This window comes from Pseudomonas sp. NFPP02 (genome assembly GCF_900119355.1).
In the GTDB taxonomy this organism is placed as follows: Bacteria; Pseudomonadota; Gammaproteobacteria; order Pseudomonadales; family Pseudomonadaceae; genus Aquipseudomonas; species Aquipseudomonas paracarnis.
In genome coordinates, this window is the sequence record NZ_FPJI01000009.1 from 204,570 (window position 1) to 231,483 (window position 26,914).

The 26,914-nt window shown below is 59.6% G+C and carries 35 protein-coding genes and 1 pseudogene; 26 read left to right on the top strand and 10 right to left on the bottom strand.

The window, feature by feature from the left end; genetic code table 11:
• Positions 1-8 precede the first annotated feature (8 nt).
• The 20 genes from BT204_RS17460 (at position 9) to recX (ending at position 13,509) form a co-directional block, all read left to right on the top strand.
• Complete coding sequence (locus tag BT204_RS17460) at positions 9-341, top strand: hypothetical protein (protein WP_060772877.1); 333 nt, start codon at positions 9-11, stop codon at positions 339-341.
• Entirely contained in the window at positions 338-1,333 is a 996-nt protein-coding gene (locus tag BT204_RS17465) for a baseplate J/gp47 family protein (RefSeq protein ID WP_072447630.1), read from the top strand. The genes BT204_RS17460 and BT204_RS17465 overlap by 4 nt, the downstream gene beginning before the upstream one ends.
• Positions 1,330-1,968, top strand: coding sequence for a phage tail protein I (locus BT204_RS17470; RefSeq protein WP_072447632.1), 639 nt, complete (start codon positions 1,330-1,332; stop codon positions 1,966-1,968). Before BT204_RS17465 ends, BT204_RS17470 begins: the two co-directional genes overlap by 4 nt.
• Positions 1,965-2,501 carry a phage tail protein gene (locus BT204_RS17475; protein ID WP_072447634.1) on the top strand — a complete coding sequence of 179 codons (537 nt, stop codon included), beginning with the start codon at positions 1,965-1,967 and terminating at the stop codon, positions 2,499-2,501. The genes BT204_RS17470 and BT204_RS17475 overlap by 4 nt, the downstream gene beginning before the upstream one ends.
• A 94-nt stretch (positions 2,502-2,595) precedes the next feature.
• Positions 2,596-3,360: a hypothetical protein gene (locus tag BT204_RS17480; protein WP_072447636.1), complete on the top strand. Its 765-nt coding sequence runs from the start codon at positions 2,596-2,598 to the stop codon at positions 3,358-3,360.
• An 11-nt stretch (positions 3,361-3,371) separates the two neighbouring features.
• Entirely contained in the window at positions 3,372-3,608 is a 237-nt protein-coding gene (locus BT204_RS17485; protein WP_054917790.1) for a tail fiber assembly protein, read from the top strand.
• An 87-nt stretch (positions 3,609-3,695) separates the two neighbouring features.
• Positions 3,696-3,869 carry a hypothetical protein gene (locus tag BT204_RS27905; protein ID WP_172415461.1) on the top strand — a complete coding sequence of 58 codons (174 nt, stop codon included), beginning with the start codon at positions 3,696-3,698 and terminating at the stop codon, positions 3,867-3,869.
• Positions 3,870-3,871: 2 nt separating this feature from the next.
• On the top strand, positions 3,872-5,038 hold the full coding sequence (locus tag BT204_RS17490) for a phage tail sheath protein (protein ID WP_072447638.1): 1,167 nt from the start codon (positions 3,872-3,874) through the stop codon (positions 5,036-5,038).
• Complete coding sequence (locus tag BT204_RS17495) at positions 5,038-5,544, top strand: phage major tail tube protein (protein WP_072447640.1); 507 nt, start codon at positions 5,038-5,040, stop codon at positions 5,542-5,544. The genes BT204_RS17490 and BT204_RS17495 overlap by 1 nt, the downstream gene beginning before the upstream one ends.
• 180 nt (positions 5,545-5,724) lie before the next feature.
• Complete coding sequence (locus BT204_RS17500) at positions 5,725-6,297, top strand: phage tail assembly protein (protein WP_072447642.1); 573 nt, start codon at positions 5,725-5,727, stop codon at positions 6,295-6,297.
• Positions 6,294-6,419, top strand: coding sequence for a hypothetical protein (locus BT204_RS28300; protein ID WP_014717169.1), 126 nt, complete (start codon positions 6,294-6,296; stop codon positions 6,417-6,419). The genes BT204_RS17500 and BT204_RS28300 overlap by 4 nt, the downstream gene beginning before the upstream one ends.
• An 87-nt stretch (positions 6,420-6,506) precedes the next feature.
• Positions 6,507-8,648 carry a phage tail tape measure protein gene (locus BT204_RS17505; protein WP_083544071.1) on the top strand — a complete coding sequence of 714 codons (2,142 nt, stop codon included), beginning with the start codon at positions 6,507-6,509 and terminating at the stop codon, positions 8,646-8,648.
• Positions 8,648-9,031, top strand: coding sequence for a phage tail protein (locus BT204_RS17510; RefSeq protein ID WP_034126484.1), 384 nt, complete (start codon positions 8,648-8,650; stop codon positions 9,029-9,031). Before BT204_RS17505 ends, BT204_RS17510 begins: the two co-directional genes overlap by 1 nt.
• On the top strand, positions 9,024-9,236 hold the full coding sequence (locus BT204_RS17515; RefSeq protein WP_054897095.1) for a tail protein X: 213 nt from the start codon (positions 9,024-9,026) through the stop codon (positions 9,234-9,236). The genes BT204_RS17510 and BT204_RS17515 overlap by 8 nt, the downstream gene beginning before the upstream one ends.
• A 9-nt stretch (positions 9,237-9,245) precedes the next feature.
• Complete coding sequence (locus BT204_RS17520) at positions 9,246-10,247, top strand: contractile injection system protein, VgrG/Pvc8 family (RefSeq protein WP_057976031.1); 1,002 nt, start codon at positions 9,246-9,248, stop codon at positions 10,245-10,247.
• 22 nt (positions 10,248-10,269) lie between these two features.
• Positions 10,270-10,827 (top strand): glycoside hydrolase family 19 protein, encoded by a 558-nt coding sequence (locus tag BT204_RS17525; protein ID WP_054897097.1) that lies wholly within the window; start codon positions 10,270-10,272, stop codon positions 10,825-10,827.
• Entirely contained in the window at positions 10,815-11,309 is a 495-nt protein-coding gene (locus BT204_RS17530) for a lysis system i-spanin subunit Rz (protein ID WP_034126487.1), read from the top strand. The genes BT204_RS17525 and BT204_RS17530 overlap by 13 nt, the downstream gene beginning before the upstream one ends.
• Before the next feature lie 81 nt (positions 11,310-11,390).
• Positions 11,391-11,891, top strand: a complete 501-nt coding sequence (locus BT204_RS17535) for a CinA family protein (protein ID WP_054897099.1) — start codon at positions 11,391-11,393, stop codon at positions 11,889-11,891.
• Positions 11,892-11,974: 83 nt separating this feature from the next.
• Positions 11,975-13,033, top strand: a complete 1,059-nt coding sequence (gene recA / locus BT204_RS17540; RefSeq protein ID WP_014717176.1) for a recombinase RecA — start codon at positions 11,975-11,977, stop codon at positions 13,031-13,033.
• 8 nt (positions 13,034-13,041) lie between these two features.
• Positions 13,042-13,509: a recombination regulator RecX gene (recX, locus tag BT204_RS17545; protein WP_034126489.1), complete on the top strand. Its 468-nt coding sequence runs from the start codon at positions 13,042-13,044 to the stop codon at positions 13,507-13,509.
• Positions 13,510-13,566: 57 nt separating this feature from the next.
• Here recX and BT204_RS17550 read toward each other — a convergent pair whose 3' ends face one another.
• On the bottom strand, positions 13,567-14,679 hold the full coding sequence (locus BT204_RS17550) for an LOG family protein (protein WP_034126490.1): 1,113 nt from the start codon (positions 14,677-14,679) through the stop codon (positions 13,567-13,569).
• A gap of 295 nt (positions 14,680-14,974) precedes the next feature.
• Entirely contained in the window at positions 14,975-15,409 is a 435-nt protein-coding gene (locus BT204_RS17555; RefSeq protein WP_034126491.1) for a PA3611 family quorum-sensing-regulated virulence factor, read from the bottom strand.
• A 178-nt stretch (positions 15,410-15,587) separates the two neighbouring features.
• Between BT204_RS17555 and BT204_RS17560 the strand changes: the two genes are divergently transcribed.
• The 3 genes from BT204_RS17560 to BT204_RS17570 all read left to right on the top strand — a co-directional run bounded on the left by BT204_RS17560 (position 15,588) and on the right by BT204_RS17570 (position 17,647).
• On the top strand, positions 15,588-16,307 hold the full coding sequence (locus BT204_RS17560; RefSeq protein ID WP_072447646.1) for a tRNA-uridine aminocarboxypropyltransferase: 720 nt from the start codon (positions 15,588-15,590) through the stop codon (positions 16,305-16,307).
• 251 nt (positions 16,308-16,558) lie between these two features.
• On the top strand, positions 16,559-17,209 hold the full coding sequence (gene erdR, locus BT204_RS17565; RefSeq protein WP_003189050.1) for a response regulator transcription factor ErdR: 651 nt from the start codon (positions 16,559-16,561) through the stop codon (positions 17,207-17,209).
• Between the two features lie 75 nt (positions 17,210-17,284).
• A complete protein-coding gene (locus BT204_RS17570; protein WP_003189051.1) occupies positions 17,285-17,647 on the top strand; it encodes a diacylglycerol kinase in 363 nt (120 codons plus the stop codon).
• A gap of 3 nt (positions 17,648-17,650) precedes the next feature.
• Here the strand turns inward: BT204_RS17570 and BT204_RS17575 are convergent, their stop codons facing one another.
• Positions 17,651-18,577, bottom strand: coding sequence for a LysR family transcriptional regulator (locus tag BT204_RS17575; protein ID WP_003189054.1), 927 nt, complete (start codon positions 18,575-18,577; stop codon positions 17,651-17,653).
• Positions 18,578-18,702: 125 nt separating this feature from the next.
• Between BT204_RS17575 and fpr the strand changes: the two genes are divergently transcribed.
• A complete protein-coding gene (gene fpr / locus BT204_RS17580) occupies positions 18,703-19,482 on the top strand; it encodes a ferredoxin-NADP reductase (protein WP_003189055.1) in 780 nt (259 codons plus the stop codon).
• Between the two features lie 25 nt (positions 19,483-19,507).
• Positions 19,508-19,606 (top strand): annotated as a pseudogene (locus BT204_RS28315) (outer membrane lipoprotein carrier protein LolA); the annotation flags it as partial.
• 57 nt (positions 19,607-19,663) lie between these two features.
• Here BT204_RS28315 and tsaA read toward each other — a convergent pair.
• The 7 genes from tsaA to BT204_RS17615 form a co-directional block, all read right to left on the bottom strand.
• A complete protein-coding gene (gene tsaA, locus BT204_RS17585; protein WP_054897101.1) occupies positions 19,664-20,359 on the bottom strand; it encodes a tRNA (N6-threonylcarbamoyladenosine(37)-N6)-methyltransferase TrmO in 696 nt (231 codons plus the stop codon).
• A 3-nt stretch (positions 20,360-20,362) separates the two neighbouring features.
• Positions 20,363-20,824 (bottom strand): YehS family protein, encoded by a 462-nt coding sequence (locus BT204_RS17590; protein WP_005785469.1) that lies wholly within the window; start codon positions 20,822-20,824, stop codon positions 20,363-20,365.
• 68 nt (positions 20,825-20,892) lie between these two features.
• Positions 20,893-21,603 (bottom strand): rRNA pseudouridine synthase, encoded by a 711-nt coding sequence (locus BT204_RS17595; protein WP_014717183.1) that lies wholly within the window; start codon positions 21,601-21,603, stop codon positions 20,893-20,895.
• A 207-nt stretch (positions 21,604-21,810) separates the two neighbouring features.
• Positions 21,811-22,281, bottom strand: coding sequence for a GNAT family N-acetyltransferase (locus BT204_RS17600; RefSeq protein WP_072447648.1), 471 nt, complete (start codon positions 22,279-22,281; stop codon positions 21,811-21,813).
• Between the two features lie 100 nt (positions 22,282-22,381).
• Positions 22,382-23,710: a 30S ribosomal protein S12 methylthiotransferase RimO gene (gene rimO, locus BT204_RS17605; RefSeq protein WP_169855583.1), complete on the bottom strand. Its 1,329-nt coding sequence runs from the start codon at positions 23,708-23,710 to the stop codon at positions 22,382-22,384.
• Between the two features lie 193 nt (positions 23,711-23,903).
• On the bottom strand, positions 23,904-24,239 hold the full coding sequence (locus BT204_RS17610) for an addiction module antidote protein (RefSeq protein ID WP_060764521.1): 336 nt from the start codon (positions 24,237-24,239) through the stop codon (positions 23,904-23,906).
• The gene (locus BT204_RS17615; RefSeq protein WP_054897104.1) at positions 24,236-24,559 is read right to left on the bottom strand and encodes a type II toxin-antitoxin system RelE/ParE family toxin; all 324 of its coding nucleotides are present in this window, start codon (positions 24,557-24,559) and stop codon (positions 24,236-24,238) included. The genes BT204_RS17610 and BT204_RS17615 overlap by 4 nt, the downstream gene beginning before the upstream one ends.
• Positions 24,560-24,973: 414 nt before the next feature.
• On the opposite strand from BT204_RS17615, the gene BT204_RS17620 reads away from it, so the two are divergent.
• Entirely contained in the window at positions 24,974-26,875 is a 1,902-nt protein-coding gene (locus tag BT204_RS17620) for a potassium transporter Kup (protein ID WP_014717187.1), read from the top strand.
• The last annotated feature ends 39 nt before the right edge of the window (positions 26,876-26,914 follow it).

Genomic DNA, 26,914 nt, shown 5'->3' on the forward strand with positions numbered 1-26,914 from the left:
GACACCCTATGCTCGGAATCGATAGGAACACCGGGGCAGCCGTCGATGACTGGCTGCAATTTGTGCAGCGCGCCACCCGAGCGCTGACCACTCCCATTGGAACGCGGCAAAAACGCCCGCTGTACGGCTCGCTGATCCCGCAGTTGCTCGGCCAGAACCTCGGTGACGACCTCTTGATCCTCGCCCAAAGCCACGCCGCCCAAGCGTTCTACAACATCCATAACGGCATTGGTGACTTTGACCCTCAGGTCATCGTCGCCACTCGCCAAGACGCCGGCCTGCTGTTGCGGTTTGCCGGCACCTGGAAAAACCGCCAACAATCCTTCGAGGTCGTGACATGAGCATGCTGATCCCCGGCCAGAACCAACTGGCGGAACCGGCCATCATTAAGGTCGATGAGTTCGAACCGTTGCTGGCCGAATTCAAAGCGTTTGTCATCGACTATGTCGCCACCCGTGCGCCGCAAAGCGCGGCCAAACTTCAGGTCAGCCTCGACAACGAAAGCGAACTGCTGACCCTGGCCCTGGAAGCCTTTTGCGTGCGCCTGCAAACCCACGAACGCAAATACAACGCCCGCATCAAACAGATGCTGGCGTGGTGGGCCACCGGTAGCAACCTGGATGCGCGCCTGGCCGATATGGGCCTGGAACGCCAAGTGCTCGACCCCGGCGACCCGGCCGCGTTCCCGCCGGTGCCGCCCACCTTGGAAAGCGACGACGACGCCCGCCTGCGTTACTACCTGGCACCCCACGCTCCAGCAGCAGGCTCGCGGATGCAGTATCGCCGTGAAGTGTTCACCCTTGGCGAGCGTCCAGTGGTGAAAGTACAGAGCGCGACGCCGGGGGTGGTCACGGTCACCTACACCTTCGACCCGGACGGCTATGCGGCCCAGATCAAGGACGGCAACGCCCGACGCACCGCACCGGGGGAAGTCATGGTCACCGTGCTTTCCAGGGAGGGTGACGGCACGCCATCTGCCGACTTGCTTGACGGTGTACGTCGACATTTCGCACGGCCGGATGTACGGCCCGAAACCGACCTGGTCAGCGTCCAAGGCGCGCAGATTCAACCCTACAAAATTCGCGTGGTGGCCAAGATCAACGCCGGTCCGGACTCGGGCCTGACCCAAGTGGCGGCGCAGAAACTGCTGCAAGACTACGCAGAGTCCTGCCATCGCCTGGAAGGGCGGGTCGACCCCAGTTGGATCGACTACGCCATCCACAGCGCCGGCGCTGCGCAACTGCACATCCTGGAACCGCTGGCGCCGATTGTCAGCACCGCGTTCCAGGCCCCGTATTGCACGGGCGTCGAGGTGGAGGTGCGCACCCTATGAGTGAACCCAAAGCGAGTTTGCTGCCTGCCAACAGTTCACCGCTGGAAAAGGCCCTGGACCTGGGCTTCGGCACATTGATTGAGCGTGTCACGCCGCCGTTTCCGGCACTGATGAACCCGCTGCACACCCCCAGCGAATTCCTGCCTTACCTGGCCGCCGACCGTGGCGTCAGCGAATGGGATGCCGAGGCCAGCGAGGCGGAAAAGCGTCTGACCGTAGCGTTGTCCTGGCAGATCCAGCGCCAGGCCGGCACACCCAAGGCGCTGAGTCATGCGGTGGAGTCATTGGGCTTCACGCCCAATATCAGCGCCTGGTACCAGCAACGTCCGCTGGGCGTGCCTTACACCTTCGACGTGCAGGCGATCATCGGGCGCAGCTGGTCCAGCGGCGATCACAACCGGCTGATCCGCCGCATCAACGCGGCAAAAAGTGAGCGTGATCAGGCGACGATTACCATCGTGCATGAGACCGAAGGCCAGCTCGCGCTCACGCAAGTGCTCGACGCGCCTTTAAGCGACGGCGAGTTCTATCTGAACGGCGCGCTGCCGGACCTGGCGCTGGTGGCCCGACTAAACAGTGCCGGGGTTGCCCAGCACTACACCATTAACGATTACGACCTCAGGGCGCAGCCATGACAGATGAAATCACGCGCCTGGTGCGCTTCACCTCCAAAGGTTTGGATGAAGTGCTGCAGGCAAAGAACCAGGGCCTCAAAGGCGAAATCACCCACATCGGCGCCGGCACCGCACGCTACAACCCCGACGGCAGCGAAGTGGCCTTGCGTGACGAGCGCCAACGGGTGGCCATCGTTGATTACGAAGACCTGGGCGAGCGCCAACTCAGGATGGCCGCGCTGTTCGATGGCGATGGTGAGTATGAGATTGGCGAGTTCGGGTTTTACCTCGCCAGCGGGACGTTGTTGGCGGTGTATTCCGTGGCGGGGAAGTTGCTGACGTATAAAGCGGCGGCGGCGCGGGTGCTGCAGAAGTTTACGCTGGATGTCTCGCCGTTGCCGGCGGATAGCGTTACGGTGGTAGTGGGGTCTGAAAACCTCAATATTTTGCTGGTCGAAGAGCTTGCTTCTCTTTCGGCGGCAAGCGTCGACAACATGGCCCGAGGTGTAGGGGTTCTATTTCGGGTAATGGCTTTGGAAAAGAATGCGACTTAGCGACAGAGCCATTTTACTTGTCACCATGAAGCCGCTCTTTGGGCTTGATTGAAAACTCAGGGGAAATATTAATGGAATACAGGGAGTTCAAACAGTGAGTACTGAACAGCAATTGGCCGCTGTTGTAAGCGCGGCAAATAATTTGACGAACATCGTTACGAGCAAGGTCGATGATATTGATAAGGCGCTTGAAGCTTCGCGTCGAAAATATGAGGCACAGCTTGTAAGCCTGGAGCAGAGGTTGCCTAGGCTGGCGCTTACGCGAAACTTCAATATGACAGCGGATGCCACGGGAACCCTGATTGATGGGTGGGCTGTTCATCAACAGGTAACTGCTACAAAACTGCGGACGGTGACCGCGGCGGCGCACACTGCGGGGCGGCCTCAGGCGGACGTCGACTTTATGCTTCAGGTACAGGCGGATGTGCGTGAGCAATATCCAGATTTCGACATAAGCTCGACTGGATATTGGCGCACCAGTATTAACGTCTGGCAAATGAAATGGTCGGACAATCAAGGCACCCCGCAGAGCGGCATGTGGCTTGCGTTTCCTTATTCTGTTGACAGCGACAGGGCAAGCGGAGGGACGCCCGTGAGTCTGAATTCGTGTATGACTTTCGGAGCTTTTGTTCGAGTGATTGAGGGCGCTGTTTCAGGTTTTTGGAGTACACAGAGCGAAAAGGGTAAGTGGCGTTGGTGTTCTGAGGTGGTATTGCCGGCCCAGCGTTTTGGGTATTACGCGCATCTTCATCCAATGCGCAACTCCGAGGGTGGAGTTGTTGAAGTAATGCTGGCGGGCGCTTGTACGGGCGTAGTTGCCCACCCCGCTGACTGGGGAACCATGTTGGCTTTGGGTTAAGGAGAATATTGATGAAACCTGAATTTGTACCTGCTGAGCTTCACCCTTTGATCAAGTGGACGCTCATTCGTAAGTCCCGGGACGCCGACCTGGCATCTAGCGACTATGCGGCCATGCCTGATTACCCAATGGCCGACGAAGATCGCTCAGTGTTCGTGGCCTACCGTAAAGCTCTGCGCGACATCCCCGATCAGGGTGCCGACCCGGACGCGGTGGTATGGCCTGAAAAGCCCCGCTTCCTGAAGTAAGCCCCCCACCGCGAAAGCGGTTTTTTCGCCCCCCGAAAGCCCCTCCTGCAGGGGCTTTAACATTTTCCATCCCGGAGATCTCCACCCATGCCCACCCGCCAAACCTACACCGTCCTCATCCCATTCCCCACCGGCAACGGCCATTGGTCTACCGCCGGTGAGGAGCTGGAACTGCTCGACGTCGAAGCATCCGCCCTGCGCACCGCTGGCCGCCTGGAACTGACCAGCGCCCTCAACTCCACCCCCAAGAAGGCTGAATAACCATGGCAGAAGTCCTGAACTTCGAGCACAACGGCATCACTGTAAATGCCACTGAATCCCCCGAGGCCATGGGTGGCCTTGGCGATAACGTCATCGGCCTGGTCGGCACTGCACCGAATGCCCATGCGTCGATCCCGAAAAACGCGCCGTTTCGCATCAACAGCTTTACCACTCAGGCGTTGCTGGACCCTACCGGCACTGAGTCGGGAACCTTGTTCCAAGCGGTGTACCAGATCCTCAAAGTGGTGAAGGTGCCGGTCTATGTGGTCATCGTCGAAGAAGGCGCTACCCCGGCCGATACGATCAACAATGTGATCGGCGGCAACGACCCGGCCACCGGTCGCAAGCTGGGCCTGGCGGCCCTGAGCAGCGTGCCTGAAGACCTGACCATCATCGGCGCTCCAGGCTTTACCGGCACCAAGGCAGTGGCCGGTGAGTTCGCCTCCTTCGGCAAGCGCATCAAGGCCCGTGTGGTGCTGGATGGCAAGGACGCGTCCGTTGCCGATCAAGTGACCTACAGCGGCGAACTGGGCGGGGCCGACCTGGGCTTCGACCGTTGCCTGTTGGTGCACAACATGCCGTCGGTGTACTCCAAGGCCGCGAAGAAGAACGTGTTCCTGTCGCCATCCTCGCTGGCCATCGCCGCATTGGCCAAGGTCAAGCAGTGGGAAAGCCCAGGTAACCAGGTGACCTTCGCCGAGGACGTTTCCCGCGTGGTCGAGTACAACATCCTCGACACCTCCACCGAAGGCGACCTGCTCAACCGCTACGGCGTGAGCTACTACGCTCGCACCATCCTCGGCGGCTTCTCGCTGCTGGGTAACCGCTCCATCACCGGTAAGTTCATCAGCTACGTTGGCCTGGAAGATGCCATCAGCCGCAAGCTGGTCAAGGCTGGCCAGAAAGCCATGGCCAAGAACCTCACCAAGTCCTTCATGGACCAGGAGGTCAAGCGCATCAACGACTGGCTGCAAACCCTGGTGGCCGACGAAACCATCCCCGGCGGCAGCGTGTACCTGCACCCGGAGCTGAACAGCGTCGAGAAGTACAAAAACGGCACCTGGTTCATCGTCATCGACTACGGCCGCTACGCGCCGAACGAACACATGGTTTATCAACTCAACGCCCGCGATGAAATCATCGAGCAGTTCCTGGAGGACGTTCTCTAATGTTTACCAACCGAGTCAGACAGGCCATTGCGGCCACCCTTCAAGGCCTGCCGTTGTCCGCAACCGTGGAAGAGTTCACCCCGCCGAAGATCGAGTTCGACATGGAGCTTATGTCCGGCGGGCGCTTTATTGCCGAGGAAATGGCCAAGAGCGGCAAGGTGCTCAACGCCAAGCTGGTGCTGCAAGGTGCCGGCCCGGAAATCATGCTGGCCCTGGGCGTGCGCACGGGCGACGACATCTTGCTGAACGTGCGTGAAGCCGGCCAAGACCAGGACGGCAAGACCTACTTCACCTACCACACCGTGGGCGGCAAGCTCAAATCCCTGGAGGAGGCGAAGCTGAAAATGGGCGACAAGGCTACCACCACGCTGGAACTGTCCTGCCGTACCTACAACCGTCTGGAAAATGGCATTTCGGTGATCGACATCGATGTGCGCACCCAGAAGTTCGTGCTCAACGGCGTCGACATTCTTGGCGATGCCCGCCGCGCCGTGCTGATGCCTTAAGGGCCGGCGCAATCTGAAGCGAGCACGGTCAAGGTGGGAGCTGGCTTGCCTGCGATGTAGGCGACTCGGTATCCCTGGTGTATCGAGTGGATGCCATCGCAGGCAAGCCAGCTCCCACAGGGGCCATGCTCAGGTTTAGATTTTTCGCACTTTTCAACACCGCTCAACAAGGAATTCCCCATGGCCTGGATGCCACCGTTGCACATCCTGCTGTCCCCGATCACCGCCGACACCGGTGCAATGATCGAGCAGGTTCAACTCAAACCGTTGTTCTACGCCGCGCAAAAAGACGCGCTGGCCCGGGCCGGTGATGACGAGGACGACCAGTTCTTCGAACTGGCGAAACTCGCCACCGGCCTGTCGGAAAAAGAGCTCGACCAACTCAAGCGCCCGGACTACGTAAGCATTGCGCAGTACGTACACGAAATGTCGACGCGCCCGGCCTCGTTCTTCCTGAACGAACAGGACGTGACGACCCACGACCAGCCTGTCCACCTGCTATTACCCCTGGAAGCCGCCGGCCGAACCCTGACCGAACTGCCTCTGGAAATGCCCGCTCTGCGCGCTACCAAGGTGATGAAAAAGCTCGCTACCAACAAAGACCGTGCCGAGTTCATCACCGCCCACTGCACCGGCCTGATGATTCCCGATCTTGCCGGCCTGACCGTGCCCGACTGGACCGAGCTGCAGGAGCGCATCGACGATTTTTTAAACAAACCGGCGGACTTCTTTCGGAGCGCGACATCGAAGTGATCCTCGATGTAGTGCCGCTGGTTTACTCGGTAAACGAAGCGGAAATCCTCGATTGGGAAGCCGGCAAAGCATTGCGCCGCTACGACATCGCAATCAGTCGTCTTGGCGTCAAACAGGAGTAGAGCGCAATGGCAGATAGTAATAATGGAGCAGGGTCAGCCATTGCCAAGGACGGCGTGATGACTCAGGGCGCACTTCAGGTGACAGGAATGCAGGCCAGTCTCAAACCTATCACCCAAGCGCTGCCGAGCCCGCTTGAGGTGGCACCGGGGAGTGCGGCGAGTTTGGCCCTGGCATTGGCCGATGCCAGCTTGCAGATCAAGCATCTGGCGGACGGGCAGGTACGGTTGGTCGATACGCTGGAGCTGTTCAACGTCTCGTTGCTCAAGGTGATGGACGCCCGGCAAGCTCAAACTGCCGGGAACGCAGAGGCTACGAAGACCGTCGCGGCTACAGACAAGCGCACACCCTCGCAGGCGCTGGACGCCGCGATGACCGATATTGATCAACTGTTGATGCTTGCCCGGCATGAGCGCAAGGCATTGCGTGAAGCCAACCTTGCCATGGCGTCCGAGCCGGTGGTGGCTGCCAGTGGTGCCAGTGCCGTCGACCTCGCAAAGGTCGAGTATGCCGCCGCCCGTTCCGGTATCGGCAGTGATCGCAAGGACGCTTCGGGCAATATCGACCCCGTTGGGCGCCGGGCAGACCTGCAGCAGTTCGCTCGCGACGCTGCGATCCTGGCGACGGCGTTCAAGATCGACGTCAAAAATGCCGGCGAAATCATGGGCGGCTGGCGCGAGTCAATGCACCTTGATCGCGCACAAGCCTTGGACCTTGCCGACGCAACAAACGTGCTGGGCACCCAGGTATCGCTCAAGGCCGAATCGGCGGATATCGGCGCTGTTGTGCAACTCCAAGGCGCTGCCGCGAAGGCTGCGGGCATGAGTCCCGAACAGGCTGCAGCGCTTTCGGCGGCGTTGTTGAGCGCAGGTAACAGCAAGGTTGTTGCTGGTGCCGGGCTGGAAAAAATCAGCGCCGTCCTGGCTAAAGGCGACAACGCCTCTGCAGGGCAACGCAGTGCCTGGGCAGAGCTCAAGCTTGATCCAAAAGTACTCGCGGCGGGCATGAAACAGGACGCCCCACAGGCCGTGCTTACGGTGCTGGAGGCGCTCAAGTCGCAACCTGCCGAAAGGCAGGCGGTGCTGGCGACGCAGTTGTTCGACGGCAACCAGACGATTCTGAGCCTGGTACCGGTGATCGACAGCGTGAAACAGGCCTTTTCGCTGGTCGCAGAAAAATCCACCTACGCCACTTCGACGCTGGGCGACCAAGGTTCGGTGCTGCGTTCGGCCGCGGTTCGTGCGGACTCTACTTACGCACGTCGGCAAGCCTACGAGGCCAGTACCACACGCTTGAGCACCGCCTCTGATACAGCGCTGGCCCCCGTTGTGGATGCCTCGCTGACCGCAATGAACGGCCTGGTCAGTGGCGTGGCTTGGCTCGCGGAAGGCCTGCCCAAGGCTGCCGCTGCCGTCACCCTGGCGGGGGCGGTGCTGATCCCGGTGGTTTCCGGTGTTTTCGGTGCCGTGAAGGACAAGATTTTCGAAAAGGTCGCAGGGAAAGTGCTCGGAGAGGGGCCGGCAGCCGGGAATAAAACCACACCGCCGGACAGCCAGCGCAACGCCCCGAGTAATGACGGGCACAACGGTAATCGCCCGTCTGCTTCCGGCCCTGGCATCTCTGGCAAGGCGGCGAAGGTGAGCAAGCTGGCCAAAGGGGTCCCCCTGGGTTTGGTGGTGGCCCAGGCCGGTGTCGAGATGACGCAAGGCGCGATGACCGGAAACCTGGGTCAAGCGGTTGGCACTAGCGTGGGCTCCATCGGCGGCGGTGTTGCCGGCGGTGTCGTCGGTGATGTGGCCGGGATGGCGATAGGCCGAGCGGTCGGCACGCTGGCGGGAGCTGTTATCGGTTCGGTTGTTCCGGGTGCCGGCACAGTGTTGGGCGGTGTGATGGGCGGCGTCGCCGGGGGCGCAATCGGTAAGGTAGTCGGTGGCGCCGTGGGCACTTTCGTGGGCAGTGACGTCGGTGCGTGGCTGGCTGAAAAAGTGATGGGGACGGGCGATCGCCTGCCATCCCCCACGGAGGTCAGCAAAAACCTCAACGCCCCTCAGGCCGACAACCGCCAAATCAACTTCGCCCCGCAAATCACCATCACCGCGCCTGAGCAAGCCAGCCATCAACAACTGGCGGCGCTCGTGGTGCAACAGATCGAAGCGCAATTTACCCCGCTGTCGATGGACAACCTGCTGGCGACCCGACGCGGCGCAGCACTCACCGATGGAGCTGTGTGATGCGACAACAGATGGTCTTGGGTACTTTTATTTTCGGGCTGTCCCGTGGGTTCGCCTACGACACGCTTGATCGTGGTAGCAGCGGGGGCTGGGTCAGTCTCGACATCATTGCCGGCAAACCTAAATCCAGCCAGGTCGGCCAGGGGCTCGAAACGCTGGCATTGGGCGGCAAGGCTGCGCGTGCCGATGGCATGGCGCGCCTGGATGAGTTGCGCACCCTGCAGGCCCTGCGGGCGCCGTTGCCTTTGGTGGACGGGTTGGGGCGTAACTGGGGGCTATGGACCATCCAGTCGATCAGTGAAAAACAAGCCAGCGTGATCGACGACGGGACGGCCATGGTGATCAATTGGACATTGTTACTGGAGGAGTTCGTCAATGCGTAGGGTTCGAAGTATTGCCGGCGACTCGGTGAACCTGTTGCTCTACCGCGAACTGGGGCGCAGTGATGATGCCGCAGAAGAAGCGTTGTGGCGCTTGAACCCGGAGTTGGCCGAACAGTGCGCGGTACTGCCGGCGGGCGTCAGCGTGCTGGTGCCCGAATTGGACGCGCAACCGGTTGCGAGTCGGCCGGTTTCCGCCTGGGATTAAGGAGCCATCATGGCACTCGGATTTACACCTGTAGTGGAGCTATACGGAGCCAATGCCGCGTTATTCAACGAGAGGCTCTTGGAGTGGGAGCATACCGACGCAGCGGGGTTTGTATCTGATCAACTGAAGTTGACCCTCGATATCGAGGGGCTTGAAGGGCTGCCCGATCTGGGCGGCAAAATTGGCCTGCGTATTGGCTATCTGGAATCGGGCCTGGTGGATAAGGGCGTGTTCAAGATCACCCAGCGCACGCCGTCGATGTTCCCATTGCGACTGGTGCTGGTGGCCACGGCGGCACCGTTCGACGAGCACGAATTCAAACAGCGCCGCACCGCCAGCCATGGGCCGATAACCCTGGGTGCGCTGTTTCGCCAACTGACCACCCGATATGGTTTTTCACCGCGTGTGGCGCCTGAACTCGACAGTGAGCCGATCGCGCACATCGATCAGACCAATGAAAGCGACATGGCCTTTCTGACGCGCTTGGCCAAGCGCTTCGATGCGGTGGCCAAGCCTGTCGATGAGCTGTATGTACTGGGGCGCAAAGGCCAGATCAAGACGCTGTCGGGCAAGGCATTGCCGGATGTACGGTTGTCGATCACCCATGACAATCGTCCAGGTGACCGCGCGTTCATCAGCGCCAGTTTCACCGAGACCAGCCGTGCCAAATACAACGGTGCGCAAACGTCATGGTGGGACGCGGCAGCCGGAAAACAGCGTGTCGTCAAGGTGGGCATCGCACCCTTCAAAATGGTGACACCGCGATACCAGAGCGAGGACGAAGCACGCTCGGCGGCGCAGGGAGAGATGCGGCGGGTGGGGCGCGAAGGGTTGCAGATCGATGTGGTCTGCCCGGGTAATCCTTCGTTGGCTGCTGAAGGCCTGTTGCTGCTGGATGAGTCGTGGCCGGGGTTCATGCAAGGGCGCTGGTCGATTAAAACGGTGAAATCCAGGGGCGAGCGAAAAGGTGGCTATCGGAGTACGGTCCAGGCCAGCGGTTTGTCGGTGTAGATCCTTCCTTAGAGTAAAACCCATGGTAATCACACATGCTCAGCTTCTGGGTGTAATGCCTGGAGCCCGCCTTCGCGCGGGCATTTTTTTAACCTTTCTAAATGCGGCCTTTGCGGGGCATCAGATCAATACGGCCCGTCGCGCCGCCGCCTTCCTCGCCCAAATCGGTCACGAGTCTGCCCAGTTACAGTACGTGCGCGAATTGGGTAGCGATCAATACCTGAGCAAGTACGACACCGGCAGCTTGGCCGCGCGGCTGGGCAACACCCCTGAGGCGGACGGTGATGGGCAAATGTATCGGGGCAGGGGGCTGATCCAGATCACCGGGCGCCGTAATTACATGGCGTGCAGCCAAGCTCTGTTTGGTGACGATCGTCTGCTGCGACAACCAAAATTGCTGGAGCAGCCACAGTGGGCCTGCGAATCTGCCGCCTGGTTCTGGCAAAGCAACGGCCTCAATGAGCTCGCCGACAAAGACCAGTTCACCACCATCACTCGCCGTATCAATGGTGGGCTCAACGGTCTGGACGATCGTTTGCGGTTGTGGGTGCGAGCGAAGGCGGTGCTATGCGTTTCCTAGGTGCGTTTCGCTTGGTCGGTGTGTGCCTGCTCATGGCGCTTGTTTGGCAGGTGCAGGCGTGGCGATACGGGGCGCAGCTGGAGCTGCAATCGGTCCGACATACACAGGCGCTCAGCCAACAAAGCCAGGCAATTCTTCAGCAACAACAGGCTGAACAGGCCAAACGCCTGGCCCTTGAACAGCAAATCTCTACTAGCGATCACCAACACATTCAGGAATTGAACGATGCCCTGCGTAATCAAGCGGCTCTGCGCGATCGCCTGGCCACTGCTGATGTGCGGCTGTCAGTCCTTCTCGCCACCGTCACCACTGGCTGCACAGTGCCTGCCGCCCCCAGCCCCGGCGGCGTGGTTCATGCAACCTCGCGAGCCCGACTTGACCCGGCGCATGCTCAGCGAATTATCCGCATCACCGACGACGGCGATAACGCCCTGATCGCCTTGCGTGCTTGCCAGGCCTACGTGCAGGCCGTCGCGCATTAGCGTCTTGATGCACTCTGTACCTTGCATGGTCGATGGGCTCCTGTAGGGTAGGCAAACCCCCGCCCATTCCTGGAGACGACCGTGAAGGAAATCACTCAACTGGCTGCCGAACTGGGTCGCCGTTTGCAGGTGCTCAGTGCCCACGTCACCACTGCCGAGTCCTGTACCGGCGGCGGCATCGCCGAAGCCATCACGCGGATCCCGGGCAGTTCGGCCTGGTTCGAGGCGGGCTATGTCACTTATTCCAACCGACAGAAGACCCGGCAGTTGAATGTACCGGAAAAACTGTTCGCCAAAGTCGGGGCCGTCAGCCAGGAAGTGGTGGAGGCGATGGCCCGCGGCGCGCAGGAAAAAAGCCTGGCGCGGTTTGCCGTGGCGGTCAGCGGTGTTGCCGGCCCCGATGGCGGTTCGCCGGACAAGCCGGTGGGCACCGTTTGGCTGGCTTTTGCCGTGGGCGAAGAGGTGACGGCTGAGCTTGCGCACTTCACCGGCAACCGCGACGAGGTCCGCCGACAAACGGTAAAAGCCGCGCTGGAGGGCTTGTTGCGACGAGCTGCAGCAGAAATAGACAATCAGGGGTAGGCGATCTTGGATCTTTGTGGAACAATACTGTCTACTTATACAGGTGTTGGCCGTCAGGCCTTATTGATTACGTGAGGACTTTAATGGACGACAACAAGAAGAAAGCCTTGGCTGCGGCCCTGGGTCAGATCGAACGTCAATTCGGCAAGGGTGCCGTAATGCGTATGGGCGATCACGACCGTCAGGCGATCCCGGCTATTTCCACTGGCTCTCTGGGTCTGGACATCGCGCTCGGCATTGGCGGCCTGCCAAAAGGCCGTATCGTTGAAATCTACGGTCCTGAATCTTCCGGTAAAACCACCCTGACCCTGTCGGTGATTGCCCAGGCGCAGAAAATGGGCGCCACCTGTGCGTTCGTCGACGCCGAGCACGCCCTGGATCCTGAATACGCCGGCAAGCTGGGCGTCAACGTTGATGACCTGCTGGTTTCCCAGCCGGACACCGGCGAGCAAGCCCTGGAAATCACCGACATGCTGGTGCGCTCCAACGCCATCGACGTGATCGTGGTCGACTCCGTGGCTGCCCTGGTACCCAAGGCTGAAATCGAAGGCGAAATGGGCGACATGCACGTGGGCCTGCAAGCCCGCCTGATGTCCCAGGCGCTGCGTAAAATTACCGGTAACATCAAGAACGCCAACTGCCTGGTGATCTTCATCAACCAGATCCGTATGAAGATCGGCGTGATGTTCGGCAGCCCGGAAACCACCACCGGTGGTAACGCGCTGAAGTTCTACGCTTCGGTCCGTCTGGATATCCGCCGTACGGGCGCGGTGAAGGAAGGTGACGAGGTTGTTGGTAGCGAAACCCGCGTCAAGGTCGTGAAGAACAAAGTGGCCCCGCCATTCCGTCAGGCTGAGTTCCAGATTCTCTACGGTAAGGGTATCTACCTGAACGGCGAGATGATCGACCTGGGCGTACTGCACGGTTTCGTCGAGAAGTCCGGTGCCTGGTATGCCTACAACGGCAGCAAGATCGGTCAGGGCAAGGCCAACTCGGCCAAGTTCCTGGCGGATAACCCGGATATCGCTGCCACGCTTGAGAAGCAGATCCGCGACAAGCTGTTGACCGCAGCGCCGGACGTGAAGGCGGCTGCCAACCGCGAGCCGGTAGATGAAATGGAAGAAGCCGATACTGACGTCTGAAGCAAGCGATGACTGTTGTACTGGATACACTCGTCGCCGTTCGGCGCACTGCGATGGACCTGCTCGCTCGCCGCGAGCATGGTCGAGTCGAGCTGACACGTAAGTTGCGTCAGCGCGGCGCAGAGCCTGAGATGATCGAAACAGCCCTCGACCGGTTGACGGAAGAAGGGCTGTTGTCGGAAGCCCGTTACCTCGAAAGCTTTGTGTCTTACCGCGCACGCTCCGGTTATGGACCTGCGCGGATTCGCGAAGAGTTGAGCCAGCGTGGACTGCAACGTGCCGATATTGACCTTGCGCTACGTGAGTGCGGTATCAGTTGGCAGTCGCAGTTGGAGGAAACCTGGCGTCGCAAGTTTGCTGGGCATCTTCCTATTGATGCCAAGGAGCGTGCGAAGCAAGGTCGCTTCTTGAGTTATCGCGGGTTTTCGATGGACATGATCAGCCGTTTATTGAGCGGTCGGGATATGGACGACTGAGCAAAAAACAAAAGGCCCACTATGAAAATAGTGGGCCTTTTTTTTGCCTGCAAAAAATCACGCTGTTTCTGGTGTCATCCGTTGCTGTGCCTTGCCCTGGGCCTGTGCCCAGTTCTCCGGCAGGTTGATGTAATCCACCAACTCCCGCAATCGCCCCTGGTCGCGACCGTTGAAATTGAACACCAAACGCGTCAAATGGCTGAACCTCGGTTCGTCATGGTCTTCGCCCGTATAGGCGAGTTGCTGGAACTCGCCACTGAGCCGCAAGCTGGCAAACGCTTGCTGCATATGGGCTAGGGCGCGGTCACTCAGTGGATGATTCATGCGCACCACAAACTCACGCTTAAGCCAACGGGTGGAGTGGAAGTTGGCGTAGAACTGGTTGATTTCGTCCACCGCCTCTTCGGCGCTGTAGACCAGGCGGACCAGTTTGAGGTCGGTGGGCAGGATGTAGCGATTGGCTTCCAGCTGGCTGCGGATGAAATCCAGGGCGCCTTGCCAGAATCCACCGCCCGGCGCATCCAGTAGCACTACCGGCACCAGCGGGCTCTTGCCGGTCTGGATCAGGGTCAGCACTTCCAATGCCTCGTCGAGGGTGCCGAAGCCGCCAGGGCACAACACCAGCGCGTCGGCTTCTTTGACGAAGAACAGCTTACGGGTAAAGAAGAAGTGGAATGACAGCAGGTTGTCGGTGCCATCAATGGTTGGGTTGGCATGCTGTTCAAAGGGCAGGGTGATATTGAACCCCAGGCTGTGCTCCAGGCCCGCTCCTTCGTGGGCTGCGGCCATGATCCCGCCACCGCCACCGGTGATGACCATCAGGTCGGAACGTGCCAACGCCGCACCCACCTCTCGGGCCAGCGCATACAGCGGGCTTTCCACTGGCGTACGCGCCGAGCCGAATACCGTGACTTTGCGCCGGCCCTTGAATTGTTCGAGCACCCGAAAGGCATGGTCCAGTTCGCGGATGGCACGCAGGGTGATCTTGGCGTTCCAGCGATCACGGTCGTCCTGGGCCATGCGCAGGACGGTGAGGATCATGTCTCGATAAAGAGGGATATTCGGGCTGTTGGGGGCGATCAACTGAATTTGTGCGTCGACCTGCTGAGTGAGGTCGGTCCCGTTTTCTTCAAAATGACGAAGCAGCAAATCATTCGATTCATAAGGCATTCAATTTCTCCTTCTTTACAGGGCCTGGGTAGTCGACGAGAACGTCGCCTGGGCCACGACACTGCTTGTGTCGCGGCATGCCGCAGGAGGGCAGGCCTTTTTTTGCCCTGAAAATATGACAGAACAGCATTAAAAACTGTGGTGGGCGGGCATCTGGGATGAACTGATCATGGGCCGAAAAACCCTTGGCTGGCAACCGCTTATTGGGGGTTCATTACGCAGTTTAGTCGTTGGTGGCAAACGCAGAGGAAGCGTGCGCGCCGCTGGGAAGCAGCGCGGGAGGGTCAAGCAGAGGTTACTTTTTCTTTTTCGCCGGAGCCGGGCAATCGGCCTCTGCGAACTTGACGGAAGCCACCGGGCGATTGGTCTTGTTCTCGGTAATTTCGTAGCGCATCACTGCGCCCTTGGCCATCAGCTCGCGGTAGCCCGGGTTGGTGCACACACTGCGGCCCAGCTGGAAATACACAGCCTTGGGGTTGGCGCGCATCTGTTCGGCACGGTCAGGCAGCACGCTGAGGTGATCGATCAGTTGCATCCCTTCAACGGTGTAGGCGACTTCCAGGGTTTTTTCATCGATTTCCCGGGGCAGGTCCTTGTTGCTTTCGGCCGCGACGCTTTGCAGCTTCTTGTTCATTTGAGCCTCCAGCAGCGAGGCCGCGTGGGCGCCCATAGGCAAGACCAGCGCAAGGGCGACGGATGGGGCAACAAGGCGCAGCATGGAACGCAGCATGAAACTCTCCTGATTCGGTTACTGTTGCATAGACCAGCCACTGGGCTGTGCGTTCAGTGGCGCGCAATTATAGGTGAGCCCTTGCCACTACAGCCAGGCGTATCGCTGGTAAACTGCGGGACTTCTGTTTTTCACGAGTTTGTTCCGTGTCGATTTCTTCTACTGCGCCGCGTGCCCGATGAGTCACGCCGTCTCCCGTTTGCGTACCCAGCGTCTGGCGCGTGCCGTCAGGCCGTTTCTCAATCGGGGTTCCCGTGCTGAGCGCTGTCCCGGCTGTCGGGTCATTCCTGAGTACTGCCTGTGTGCCTGGCGGCCTCAGGTAAAAGCCAAGTCCGCCATGTGCCTATTGATGCATGACGTTGAACCGATGAAGCCCAGTAACACGGGCTGGCTGATCGCCGATGTCATACACGACACCACCGCATTCGCCTGGTCGCGTACCGAAGTCGACCCCGAGTTGCTCAGGTTGCTGGCCGACCCGCAGTGGCAACCCTACATCGTATTTCCCGGTGAATTCGTGGCGCCGCAACGGGTGGTCAGTGAAGTGCGCGTGGAGGAGGGCAAGCGCCCACTGTTCATCCTGCTGGACGGCACCTGGAGCGAAGCGCGCAAGATGTTTCGCAAAAGTCCCTATCTGGAACATTTGCCGGTGCTGAGCCTGGCGCCCGAGCAGTTGTCGCGTTACAAGCTACGGCGCTCCAAGCGCGATGACCATTTCTGCACGGCCGAGGTGGCGGCGCTATGCCTGGAACTGGCCGAGGACCTGGCCGCCAGCGAAGTGCTGGATGCCTACCTCGATGTGTTCAGCACCCATTACCTGGCTGCCAAGTTCCAACTGCCACTGGATGCGGCAGACACCGTGCATACCCGCCTTGCACCCTACATCCCGGCGGTATAGCCAGACGACGTTTGCATGATGGCACTGTAAGCCCGCAACCCGCTAAAATCCCCACGGGCGTAGTGCTTGACCCTCCAGGCTACGCTGGGCATGCTGTGCGCCGATTGGGCGCAACCGTGAATTATCGACGTCGTTTCATGTGTTTTTGACGTTGAGCGGGCCCTGTGGCGATCGCTGCCCGGCCGTCGCCTCGTGTATTGGTGAACCCTGAACCCATCAGGGCTCCCATAAAAAACAGGATCATTTAACCAATGGCCACATACGAAATCCTGATTGCCGATGACCACCCGCTGTTTCGCAGCGCACTGCATCAGGCCGTAACCCTGGGCCTTGGCCCCGATGTACGTTTGGTCGAAGTAGCCAGCATTGCCGAACTGGAAGCCCGCCTGACTGAAAAATCCGACTGGGACCTGGTGTTGCTCGACCTGAACATGCCGGGCGCCTACGGTTTTTCAGGGCTGGTGCTGCTGCGTGGCCAATACCCGCAGATCCCCGTGGTGATGGTGTCGGCCCAGGAAGAAGCCGACGTGGTGGTGCGCTCCAAGGAGTTTGGCGCCAGCGGTTTCATTCCCAAGTCCAGCGCGATGGAAGATATCCAGAAAGCCGTGCGCACGGTGTTGGACGGCGATGTGTCCTGGCCACCCCAGGCGTTTGAAGAAATCAATGTGTCCGACGAAGCCAAGGCTGCCCGCGATGGACTGGCCAGCTTGACGCCCCAGCAGTTCCGGGTATTGACCATGGTTTGCGAAGGTTTGTTGAACAAGCAGATTGCCTACGAGTTGAGTGTGTCGGAAGCGACCATCAAGGCCCACGTTACGGCGATTTTCCGTAAGTTGGGCGTGCGTACGCGCACTCAGGCGGCGTTGCTTTTGCAGCAACTTGAGTCAATCTCGCAACATTAAGTTACAGCCGCTTCACGCTTTTTTGACTTTGCGTGATCTAGCTTCCCCACTTCTTTGGTTCAGTTGCCTACATCTATGTCGCCTTTCAAGGGTCAAACCGGTATCAAACGTATCTTCAACGCAGGGGGCTATTCCCTGGATGGCCTGCGTGCGGCTTTCACTGGCGAGGCGGCATTCCGCCAGTTGGTGTTGCTGAACGTCATCCTGATCCCCTTGAGCTTTTTCCTGCAGGTCAGCCGGGTTGAACGGGCGCTGCTGATTGCAGTGTGTTTGTTGGCGCTGATCGTCGAATTGCTCAACTCAGCGGTAGAAGCGGCCATTGACCGTATTTCCCTGGACCGCCACCCGCTGTCAAAAAACGCCAAGGACATGGGCAGCGCCGCGCAATTCGTGGCACTGACCATGATCACCCTGGTATGGGCGGTGATCCTGATCTGAGGATCACGCGATACTCGGCAGTACGATCTCGTCGCTGCGCTGCACCCCAGCGGTGAAAGCGCGGCATAGTTCGAGAAACTCGCGCATCGCCGAGGTCTGGTACTTCTGCTTGTGCCAGATGAAGTAGAACTGCCGGGCCAGGTCCAGGTCCGGGGTTTCTACCGGCACCAGGCTGCCACGGCGGAAGGCATCACGCAGCGCCAGCCGCGAAATGCAGCCAATCCCCAAGCCTGACTCCACAGCTCGCTTGATTGCCTCGGTGTGTTCCAACTCCAGGCGGATATTCAGTGCGCTACGGTGGTGACGCATAGCCTGGTCGAAGGTCAGGCGCGTGCCCGAGCCTTGTTCTCGCAGGATCCACGCTTCGTGGGTCAACTCGTCCATGGTGGCCACGCCACGCTTGGCCAAATGATGCTGGGGCGCACAGAACACCACCAGCTCATCTTCTACCCACGTCTGCACCTCGATATCCGGGTGGCTGCAGTCGCCTTCGATTAGACCCAGGTCAATTTCGTAGTGCGCCACCTGATGCACGATATGCGCAGTGTTCTGCACATGCAGTTTCACCTGGCTCTCGGGATGCTGCTGCATAAAGCTGCCAATCAGCAGCGTCGCCAGGTAATTGCCGATGGTCAGCGTGGCGCCGACCGCCAGGGAACCGAAGCCGGACTTGCCGTTGAGCAGGTCTTCGATCTCCTTGGCTTGGTCCAGCAATGCCACGGCCTGGGGTAACAGCTGGTGACCGAGGGCGTTGAGGCTCAGGCGTTTGCCGGCGCGGTCGAATAATTGGCAGCTGGATTGACGCTCCAGCTCGGTAATCGAGGTGCTGGCGGCGGATTGAGATAAGGCCAGAAGGCCAGCAGCGCGCGAGACGCTTTCCTGCTGGGCGACGGCGACGAAAACTTGCAGTTGACGGAGAGTAAATCGCATATCGATATAACCGATAACCCTTATCTTAATAATCCAGTTAACAGATATTGTCGCCGCCATTAGAATGCTGTGCAATTGCGCATCCATACCTTTGGCGCAGACCCATTTCCAGGAGTCCCCCGTACATGAGCAACATGAACCACGAGCGTGTCCTCAGTGTTCATCACTGGAACGACACTCTGTTCAGCTTCAAGTGCACCCGCGATCCGGGCCTGCGCTTCGAGAACGGTCAGTTCGTGATGATCGGCCTGCAACAACCCAACGGCCGCCCGCTCATGCGCGCTTACTCCATTGCCAGCCCGAACTGGGAAGAGCATCTGGAGTTCTTCAGCATCAAGGTGCCCGATGGCCCGCTGACTTCCCAATTGCAGCATTTGAAGGAAGGCGACGAGATCATCATCAGCAAAAAACCGACGGGCACTCTGGTGCTTGACGATTTGAAGCCGGGCAAACACCTGTACCTGCTCAGCACCGGTACTGGCCTCGCTCCATTCATGAGCGTGATCCAGGACCCGGAGACCTATGAGCGTTTCGAAAAAGTGATCCTGTGCCACGGCGTGCGCTACGTCAACGAAGTCGCCTACCGCGAATTCATCACCGAGCACCTGCCGCAGAACGAGTTCTTCGGTGAGGCCCTGCGTGACAAGTTGATCTACTACCCGACCGTGACCCGCGAGCCGTTCGAAAACGAAGGCCGCCTGACCGACCTGATGCGCAGCGGCAAGCTGTTCAGCGACATCGGCCTGCCGCCAATCAATCCCGAGGACGACCGCGCCATGCTGTGCGGCAGCCCAAGCATGTTGGACGAGACCAGCGAAGTGTTGAACAGCTTTGGCCTCAAGGTTTCGCCACGGATGCGTGAGCCGGGTGACTACCTGATCGAGCGTGCGTTCGTCGAGAAGTGACTTCGGGTCACTTGTAGGAGCGAGCTTGCTCGCGAAGAACGCCAACGATAACGCTGGCATCTTGACTGAACGCGGTGCCTGCTCGTTTTTCGCGAGCAAGCTCGCTCCTACAGTCGAATGCGTTGCAAAGAAAAGCCCGCGTTGCCTGTGAAGGCAGCGCGGGCTTTTGCGTTTCTGCGATTTACTGCGCCGAAACCACTTCCAGCACACAAATCATCCCCGGCTCCGGGTAGTGCCAGCGCACATCCACATCCCAGAACCGCACACCGTATTCGCGTTCCGACGTCGGAATCTGATACGCCGGCCGCGGGTCCTGTGCCAGGCACTGTTCAATCAGCTCCACCAACGGTTCACCAAGGCGCTGTGCATGGCCTTGCGCCTGTTGCAGTGCAGCCTTGAGCCATTGCACGCCGATCAGCGCGGGCGCATCGCTGGCGATGTCGTTGGTGGCGGCATCCACGATATCGGCATAAGGCACATACGGCTTGATATCCAACACCGGCGTGCCATCGAGCAAATCTATGCCGGAAATCCACAGGCGCCCCGGTTCCACCTTGTCCAGCTTCACCACCGACTGGCCGATGCCATTGGGGCGATGGGTTGCGCGGGTGGCAAACACGCCCATGGACGTATTGCCGCCCAGGCGTGGCGGGCGCACTTTCAGGCGTGGCTTGTCTTCCAGGGCCTGATGAAACAGAAACAGCAGCCACACATGGCTGACCTGCTCCAGCCCCTGCACCGCCTCACCCTGGTCGAACGGCGCCACCAGCTCCAGCACGCCACGGGCAGCCGGTGCCAGTTGCGGTTGGCGCGGGATGGCGAACTTCTCCTTGAAACAGGAGCGTACGAAGCCGACGGGCGAGACCTGGTAACTCATGGCTTAGGCACGGACCCGCAAGGTCAGGCCCTTGAGGAAGTTGCGCAGCAACTGATCGCCACAGGTGCGGTAGTTGGTATGACCAAACTTGCGGAACAGCGCGCTCAGCTCTGGCTTGGACACCGGGAACTCCGCCGCCTTGAGGATTGCATGCATGTCGTCTTCCTTCAGTTCGAAGGCCACGCGCAGCTTTTTCAGGATGATGTTGTTGGTCACCGGGGTTTCGATCGGCTGCGGCGGGCGGCTTTCGTCCTTGCCGCGCTTGAAAATCACCAAGCCATCGAGGAAGTGAGCCATGACTTCATCCGGGCAGAACACGAAGCCTTCTTCCTCATCTTTCTTGAGGTAGGTCAGCAGGTCTTCCTTGGTCACGTCCATGCCGCCGAGCTTGATGATCTCGACCATCTTGTTGTCGCTGATGTCGAGCATGTAGCGCACGCTGCGCAGTACGTCGTTGTGAATCATGATGGGCAATCCTGGTATTCAACTGATGACACCGCCGGAATCAGGCGGTGTCGGGAAAAGGGAACGGCTTAAAACTTTTCTTTGCCGGACAGGTAACGCCATTGGCCGACTGGCACCTTGCCAATGGACACGCCGCCGATGCGGATGCGGCGGATGGCGATGACTTTCAGGCCAACGGCTTCGCAGAACAGCGCGATCACGCCGGGTTGCGGGTTTTTCATCGCAAAGCGCAGGCGGTTCTCGTTCTGCCAGCTGGCTTTGACGGCAGGCAGCTCTTTGCCTTTGTAGGTCAGGCCGTGGTTCAAGCGGTTAAGGCCGTGGGCAACCATGTCGCCTTCGACTTCCACCACGTATTCCTGCTCGATCTTGGCGGCATCGGCGGTCAACTTGCGCAGAATCTTCCAGTCTTGGGTGAACACTAGCAGGCCACTGGCCTTGGCTTGCAGGTCGGCGCTGGCGCTCAGGCGCAGAAAGTGCCCCTTGAGCGGGCGCTTGCCGAAGCGGTGCTCTTCAGAAAGGGTTTCGGCGCTGATCGAGGCCATGGCGGTTTCAGCATCCATGCCTGCGGGGGCGTGCATCAGGATGGTCACCGGCTCTGGCGCGGTGGCTTTAGCTTCCGGGTCCAGCTCGACCTTCTCGTCAGTGACCTTGAACTGCGGCTCGTCGATCACTTCGCCGTCCACCGAGACCCAGCCGCCTTCGATAAACAACTCAGCCTCCCGACGGGAGCAACCGACCAGTTCGATAAGGCGTTTGGAGAGGCGTATGGGGTCAGTCATGACAAGGGCCGTAACAAAAGGGGGCCACTATTGTACCTGCCTGGCGCCGGTTAATCCCGGCCCCATTTCAGCACATGGGCCATAACAATTACTTAACTGACACAACACGGGTTAAATGTGGGAGCTGGCTTGCCTGCGATGGCGGTATACCAGCACCGGATGGGTAGACTGACCCGACGCCTTCGCAGGCAAGCCAGCTCCCACAGTTCAGGCATTACGGGCCTGTTGCTGCTGGCGCAGACGCAGGTGCAACAACGGATAAGGCTGCCCAAGCCCATCATGGTCCGTTCGCCCGATCACCTCGAAGCCTTGCTTGAGGTAAAAACCCAGGGCCTGGGGGTTCTGTTCGTTGACGTCCAGTTCATCGGCGTTCATGTGTTCGATCGCGTAGCCCAGCAATTGCCGGCCCAGCCCCTGGCCACGGTAGCGCGGGTCGATAAACAGCATTTCCACCTTGCCCGCCGACACCCCGGCGAAGCCGGTAATGTGCTGGCGCACGTCCTTGGTGCAGATCAGCATGACCGCATCGAGATAGCGGCTCAGCACCAGGTTTTTCAACATGTCGATATAGCTGTCCGGGAGGAAGTCGTGGGTGGCGCGTACCGAGTCCTCCCAGATCTGCACCAGGCGTGCGTAGTCGCTGGTTTTAGGTGTGTGAATCACCGAATGCTGACGCATGCCCGCTGTCCCTTGCTGTATTCGGGGTTGATGGACAATACGATAGACCTAAAAAAGCCCCGCATCTTCTCAGAGGCGAGGCTTTTTTATCACCGTGCGATCAGTCGCGCTTTTCAGCCCACAAGTCGTACTCGTCGGCGTCGGTCACGGTGCACCAGACTTTGTCACCCGGCTTCAGGCCGCTGGCATCGTCGATAAATACGTTACCGTCGATTTCTGGGGCGTCGAAGAAGCAACGACCTACCGCGCCTTGCTCGTCGACTTCATCGATCAGCACTTCGATTTCCTTGCCGATGCGCAGTTGCAGGCGTGCCGAGCTGATGGCCTGCTGGTGCGCCATGAAGCGCTCCCAACGGTCTTGCTTGACGTCGTCCGGTACCACGGCCAAGTCCAGCAGGTTGGCCGGTGCACCTTCCACCGGCGAGTACTGGAAGCAACCGACGCGGTCTAGCTGCGCTTCGGTCAGCCAGTCCAACAGGTACTGGAAGTCTTCCTCGGTCTCGCCGGGGAAACCGACGATGAAGGTGGAGCGGATGATCAGCTCCGGGCAGATTTCGCGCCAGTTCTTGATGCGTGCCAGGGTCTTGTCTTCGAACGCCGGGCGTTTCATCGCCTTGAGCACTTTCGGGCTGGCGTGCTGGAACGGGATGTCCAGGTACGGCAGGATCTTGCCGGCGGCCATCAACGGGATCAATTCGTCCACGTGCGGGTACGGGTAAACATAGTGCAGGCGCACCCACACGCCCAGGCTGCTGAGGGCTTCGCACAGCTCGGTCATGCGGGTTTTCACCGGCGCGCCGTTCCAGAAACCGGTGCGGTATTTCACATCGACGCCGTAGGCGCTGGTGTCCTGGGAGATCACCAGCAGCTCCTTGACGCCGGACTTGACCAGGCGCTGGGCCTCGTCGAGCACATCACCCACCGGGCGGCTTACCAGTTTGCCGCGCATCGACGGGATGATGCAGAAGCTGCAGCTGTGGTTGCAGCCTTCAGAAATCTTCAGGTACGCGTAGTGACGCGGGGTCAGCTTGATGCCCTGGGGCGGCACCAGGTCGATCAGCGGGTTGTGGTCCTGACGTGGCGGCACCACTTCGTGCACGGCGTTGACCACCTGCTCGTACTGCTGCGGGCCGGTCACGGCCAGCACGCTCGGGTGCACGTTGCGGATATTGCCTTCTTCCACCCCCATGCAACCGGTCACGATGACCTTGCCGTTTTCCTTGATGGCTTCGCCGATCACTTCCAGCGATTCGGCCTTGGCCGAGTCGATGAAGCCGCAGGTGTTGACCACCACCACATCGGCGTCCTGGTAAGTGGACACGACGTCGTAGCCTTCCATACGCAATTGCGTGAGGATGCGCTCGGAGTCGACAAGCGCCTTCGGGCAACCCAGGGAAACAAAGCCAACCTTGGGGTTGGCTTTTGCGATGGTGGTGGACATGTCTAACCTCGGTATTGAATGACGCTGCCGGTCGTGCACGACAAGGCAACGGATGGGCGCTTGGTGCGCCTCTGATCAAAAAGTGCGCAATTCTATCGACGGGCAGCGCACTTGACCAGCTTTATGCAGGGAAATGCGACGAGTGCTGCGCCGGGTAATCCCCATAGCTACTGGCGCGCGCTTAAGCCTGGACGTCTTGTTCTGTTCGGTGCGATACCACTTTAGACATGCCCACACCTAACGCCTGGAGGACTTTGAGCAAAGTAGAGAGCTTAGGATCGCCGCCGACGCCGATGGACCTGTAAAGGTTTGCTCGATTGAGTCCTGTGTTCTGCGACAAGCTGAGCATCCCACCACGGGCTTCCGCCACTCGACGGACAGCAACAAGGAAAGCGTCCTCGCCACCGGCTTCATCTATTTCCTCAAGCGCGACAGACAAATATTCGAGGGCAAATGCCTCGTCGTTGCGAAGCATTTCCAGAACGCTATCTTCGTGCGGGCGGGTACGAATGGTCATTTTTGCTGCACCTTGTAAGATTTCCAGAGAGCCTTGGCCTGATCGATATCGTTCTGCTGTCTGGCCTTCGAACCACCGCCCAATAGAAAAATGATTTTTCGATCCTGGACTGCGTAATACACGCGAAACCCCGGGCCGAAGTCGAGCTTCATCTCAAAGACCCCATCACCCACTGGCTCGGTAACGCCAAAGTGACCAAGGGACGCCCCATCCACTCTGGTGGTGATTCTTGCTTTCGAACGCGTGTCCTGCACTGTATCCAGCCAAGCCTGGTAGATATCCACGCCGTTGATTGACAGTACGTGTTTCACTTCGTACATGAGGAGTGTACCTTAAAAGAGACAGTCCGATAGTTGAGTTTTTGTATCGACTGCGCGCCATGCGAATGCACGAATGACTGATCAGGTAATCCGGCCAAGGCGCTCCTGCTCACACCACCCACGCAGCACGACTGAGCCGGGCCAGGAATATACGGTTGGCCGTAAATGTGATCAATGCAGGCAAAAAGGCGCCAAAGTGCTGCTGTGCCCGCTATGACTGATTGCCTAAAACGACACCCCGTTCACTTGAACGGGGAAATACGACGAGTGCTGCGCTATGCTTCGCGCCGTTGCGCACGGGTAAAGCCCTTGGGTCAATAAAACGTCTGTTACGAGAAGTAAAACAGCGCATGCTAGGGTCAGCTTAGAAGCGCTGTTTATAAAAGACCTCAGGTCAAAGGGCAGGAGTGGTTGATGGGTCAGGCAAGTAGTCAGGCAGCAGGTGCCGAGCATTCAAAAGCCAAGCCGATTGGCATGCTGGTGGCGGCGGTCGGGGTGGTTTATGGCGATATCGGGACCAGCCCGCTCTACACCCTTAAAGAGGTGTTCAACGGCGGTTATGGGGTGCAGGTCAACCATGACGGTGTCTTGGGGATCCTGGCGCTGATCTTCTGGTCGCTGATCTGGGTGGTGTCGATCAAGTACGTATTGTTCGTGCTGCGTGCCGACAACCAGGGCGAGGGCGGCATCATGGCCCTCACCGCGTTGGCCCGGCGAGCTGCCGGGAAGCACACGAAATTGCGCAGTTTCCTGGTGGTGTGTGGCCTGTGTGGCGCGGCGTTGTTCTACGGCGACAGTATGATCACCCCGGCAATTTCGGTGTTGTCGGCCATCGAAGGCTTGGAACTGGCGTTCGACGGCCTGGAAAAATGGGTAGTGCCCATTGCCCTGGTGGTGCTGGTGGCGCTGTTCCTGATCCAGAAACACGGCACCGACCGCATCGGCAAGCTGTTTGGCCCGGTGATGGTTACCTGGTTCCTGGTATTGGGCGGCCTGGGGGTGTACGGCATTCTGCAGCAACCCGAAGTGCTCAATGCGCTGAACCCGGCATGGGGCGTGCGCTTCTTCATGGTTCACCCCGGTATTGGCGTGGCGATCCTCGGCGCGGTGGTGCTGGCATTGACCGGCGCTGAAGCGTTGTACGCCGACATGGGCCACTTTGGCCGCAAACCCATCGCCCGCGCCTGGTTCCTGCTGGTGCTGCCGGCGCTGGTGCTGAACTATTTTGGCCAGGGCGCGATGCTGCTGGGCGATCCGGAGGCGGCGCGCAACCCGTTCTACCTGCTGGCGCCGAGCTGGGCACTGGTCCCGTTGGTGGGCTTGTCCACCATGGCCACGGTGATTGCTTCCCAGGCGGTGATTTCCGGCGCGTTCTCGTTGACCCGCCAGGCAATCCAGCTGGGTTACATCCCGCGCATGCATATCCAGCACACCTCCAGTGCCGAACAGGGCCAGATCTACATTGGTGCAGTGAACTGGTCGTTGATGGTCGGCGTGATACTGCTGGTGCTGGGTTTCGAATCCTCCGGCGCTCTGGCCTCGGCCTACGGTGTGGCGGTGACCGGCACCATGCTGATGACCACCATCCTGGTATCAGCGGTGATGCTGCTGCTGTGGAAATGGCCACCGGTGCTGGCCGTGCCGCTGTTGCTCTGCTGCCTGTTGGTGGATGGCCTGTTCTTCGCCGCCAACGCGCCGAAGATCCTCCAGGGCGGCGCCTTCCCGGTACTGGCGGGGATCGTGCTGTTCGTGCTGATGACCACCTGGAAGCGCGGCAAGCAATTGCTGGTCGGCCGTCTCGACGAGGGTGGCCTGCCGTTGCCGATCTTTATCAGCAGTATCCGCGTACAGCCGCCCCATCGCGTTCAGGGCACGGCGGTGTTCCTCACCGCGCGGCCCGACGCCGTGCCCCATGCGCTGTTGCACAACCTGCTGCATAACCAGGTGCTGCATGAGCAGGTGGTGCTGTTGACCGTGGTCTACGAAGACATTCCACGGGTGCCTGCGGCGCGACGCTTCGAGGTGGATGCCTATGGCGAAGGCTTCTTCCGGGTGATCCTGCACTTCGGGTTCACCGATGAACCGGACGTGCCTGAAGCGCTGAAACTGTGCCATCTGGATGACCTGGACTTCAGCCCGATGCGCACCACCTACTTCCTCAGCCGTGAAACGGTAATTGCCTCGCGCATCAAAGGCATGGCCCGTTGGCGTGAAGTGTTGTTTGCCTTCATGTTGAAAAACGCCAACGGCAACCTGCGGTTCTTCAAACTGCCGGTCAACCGTGTGATCGAGTTGGGCACCCAGGTCGAGATGTAAGGCGCTGCCTACCGGGAGCCGGCAATCGGCTCCCGCTTT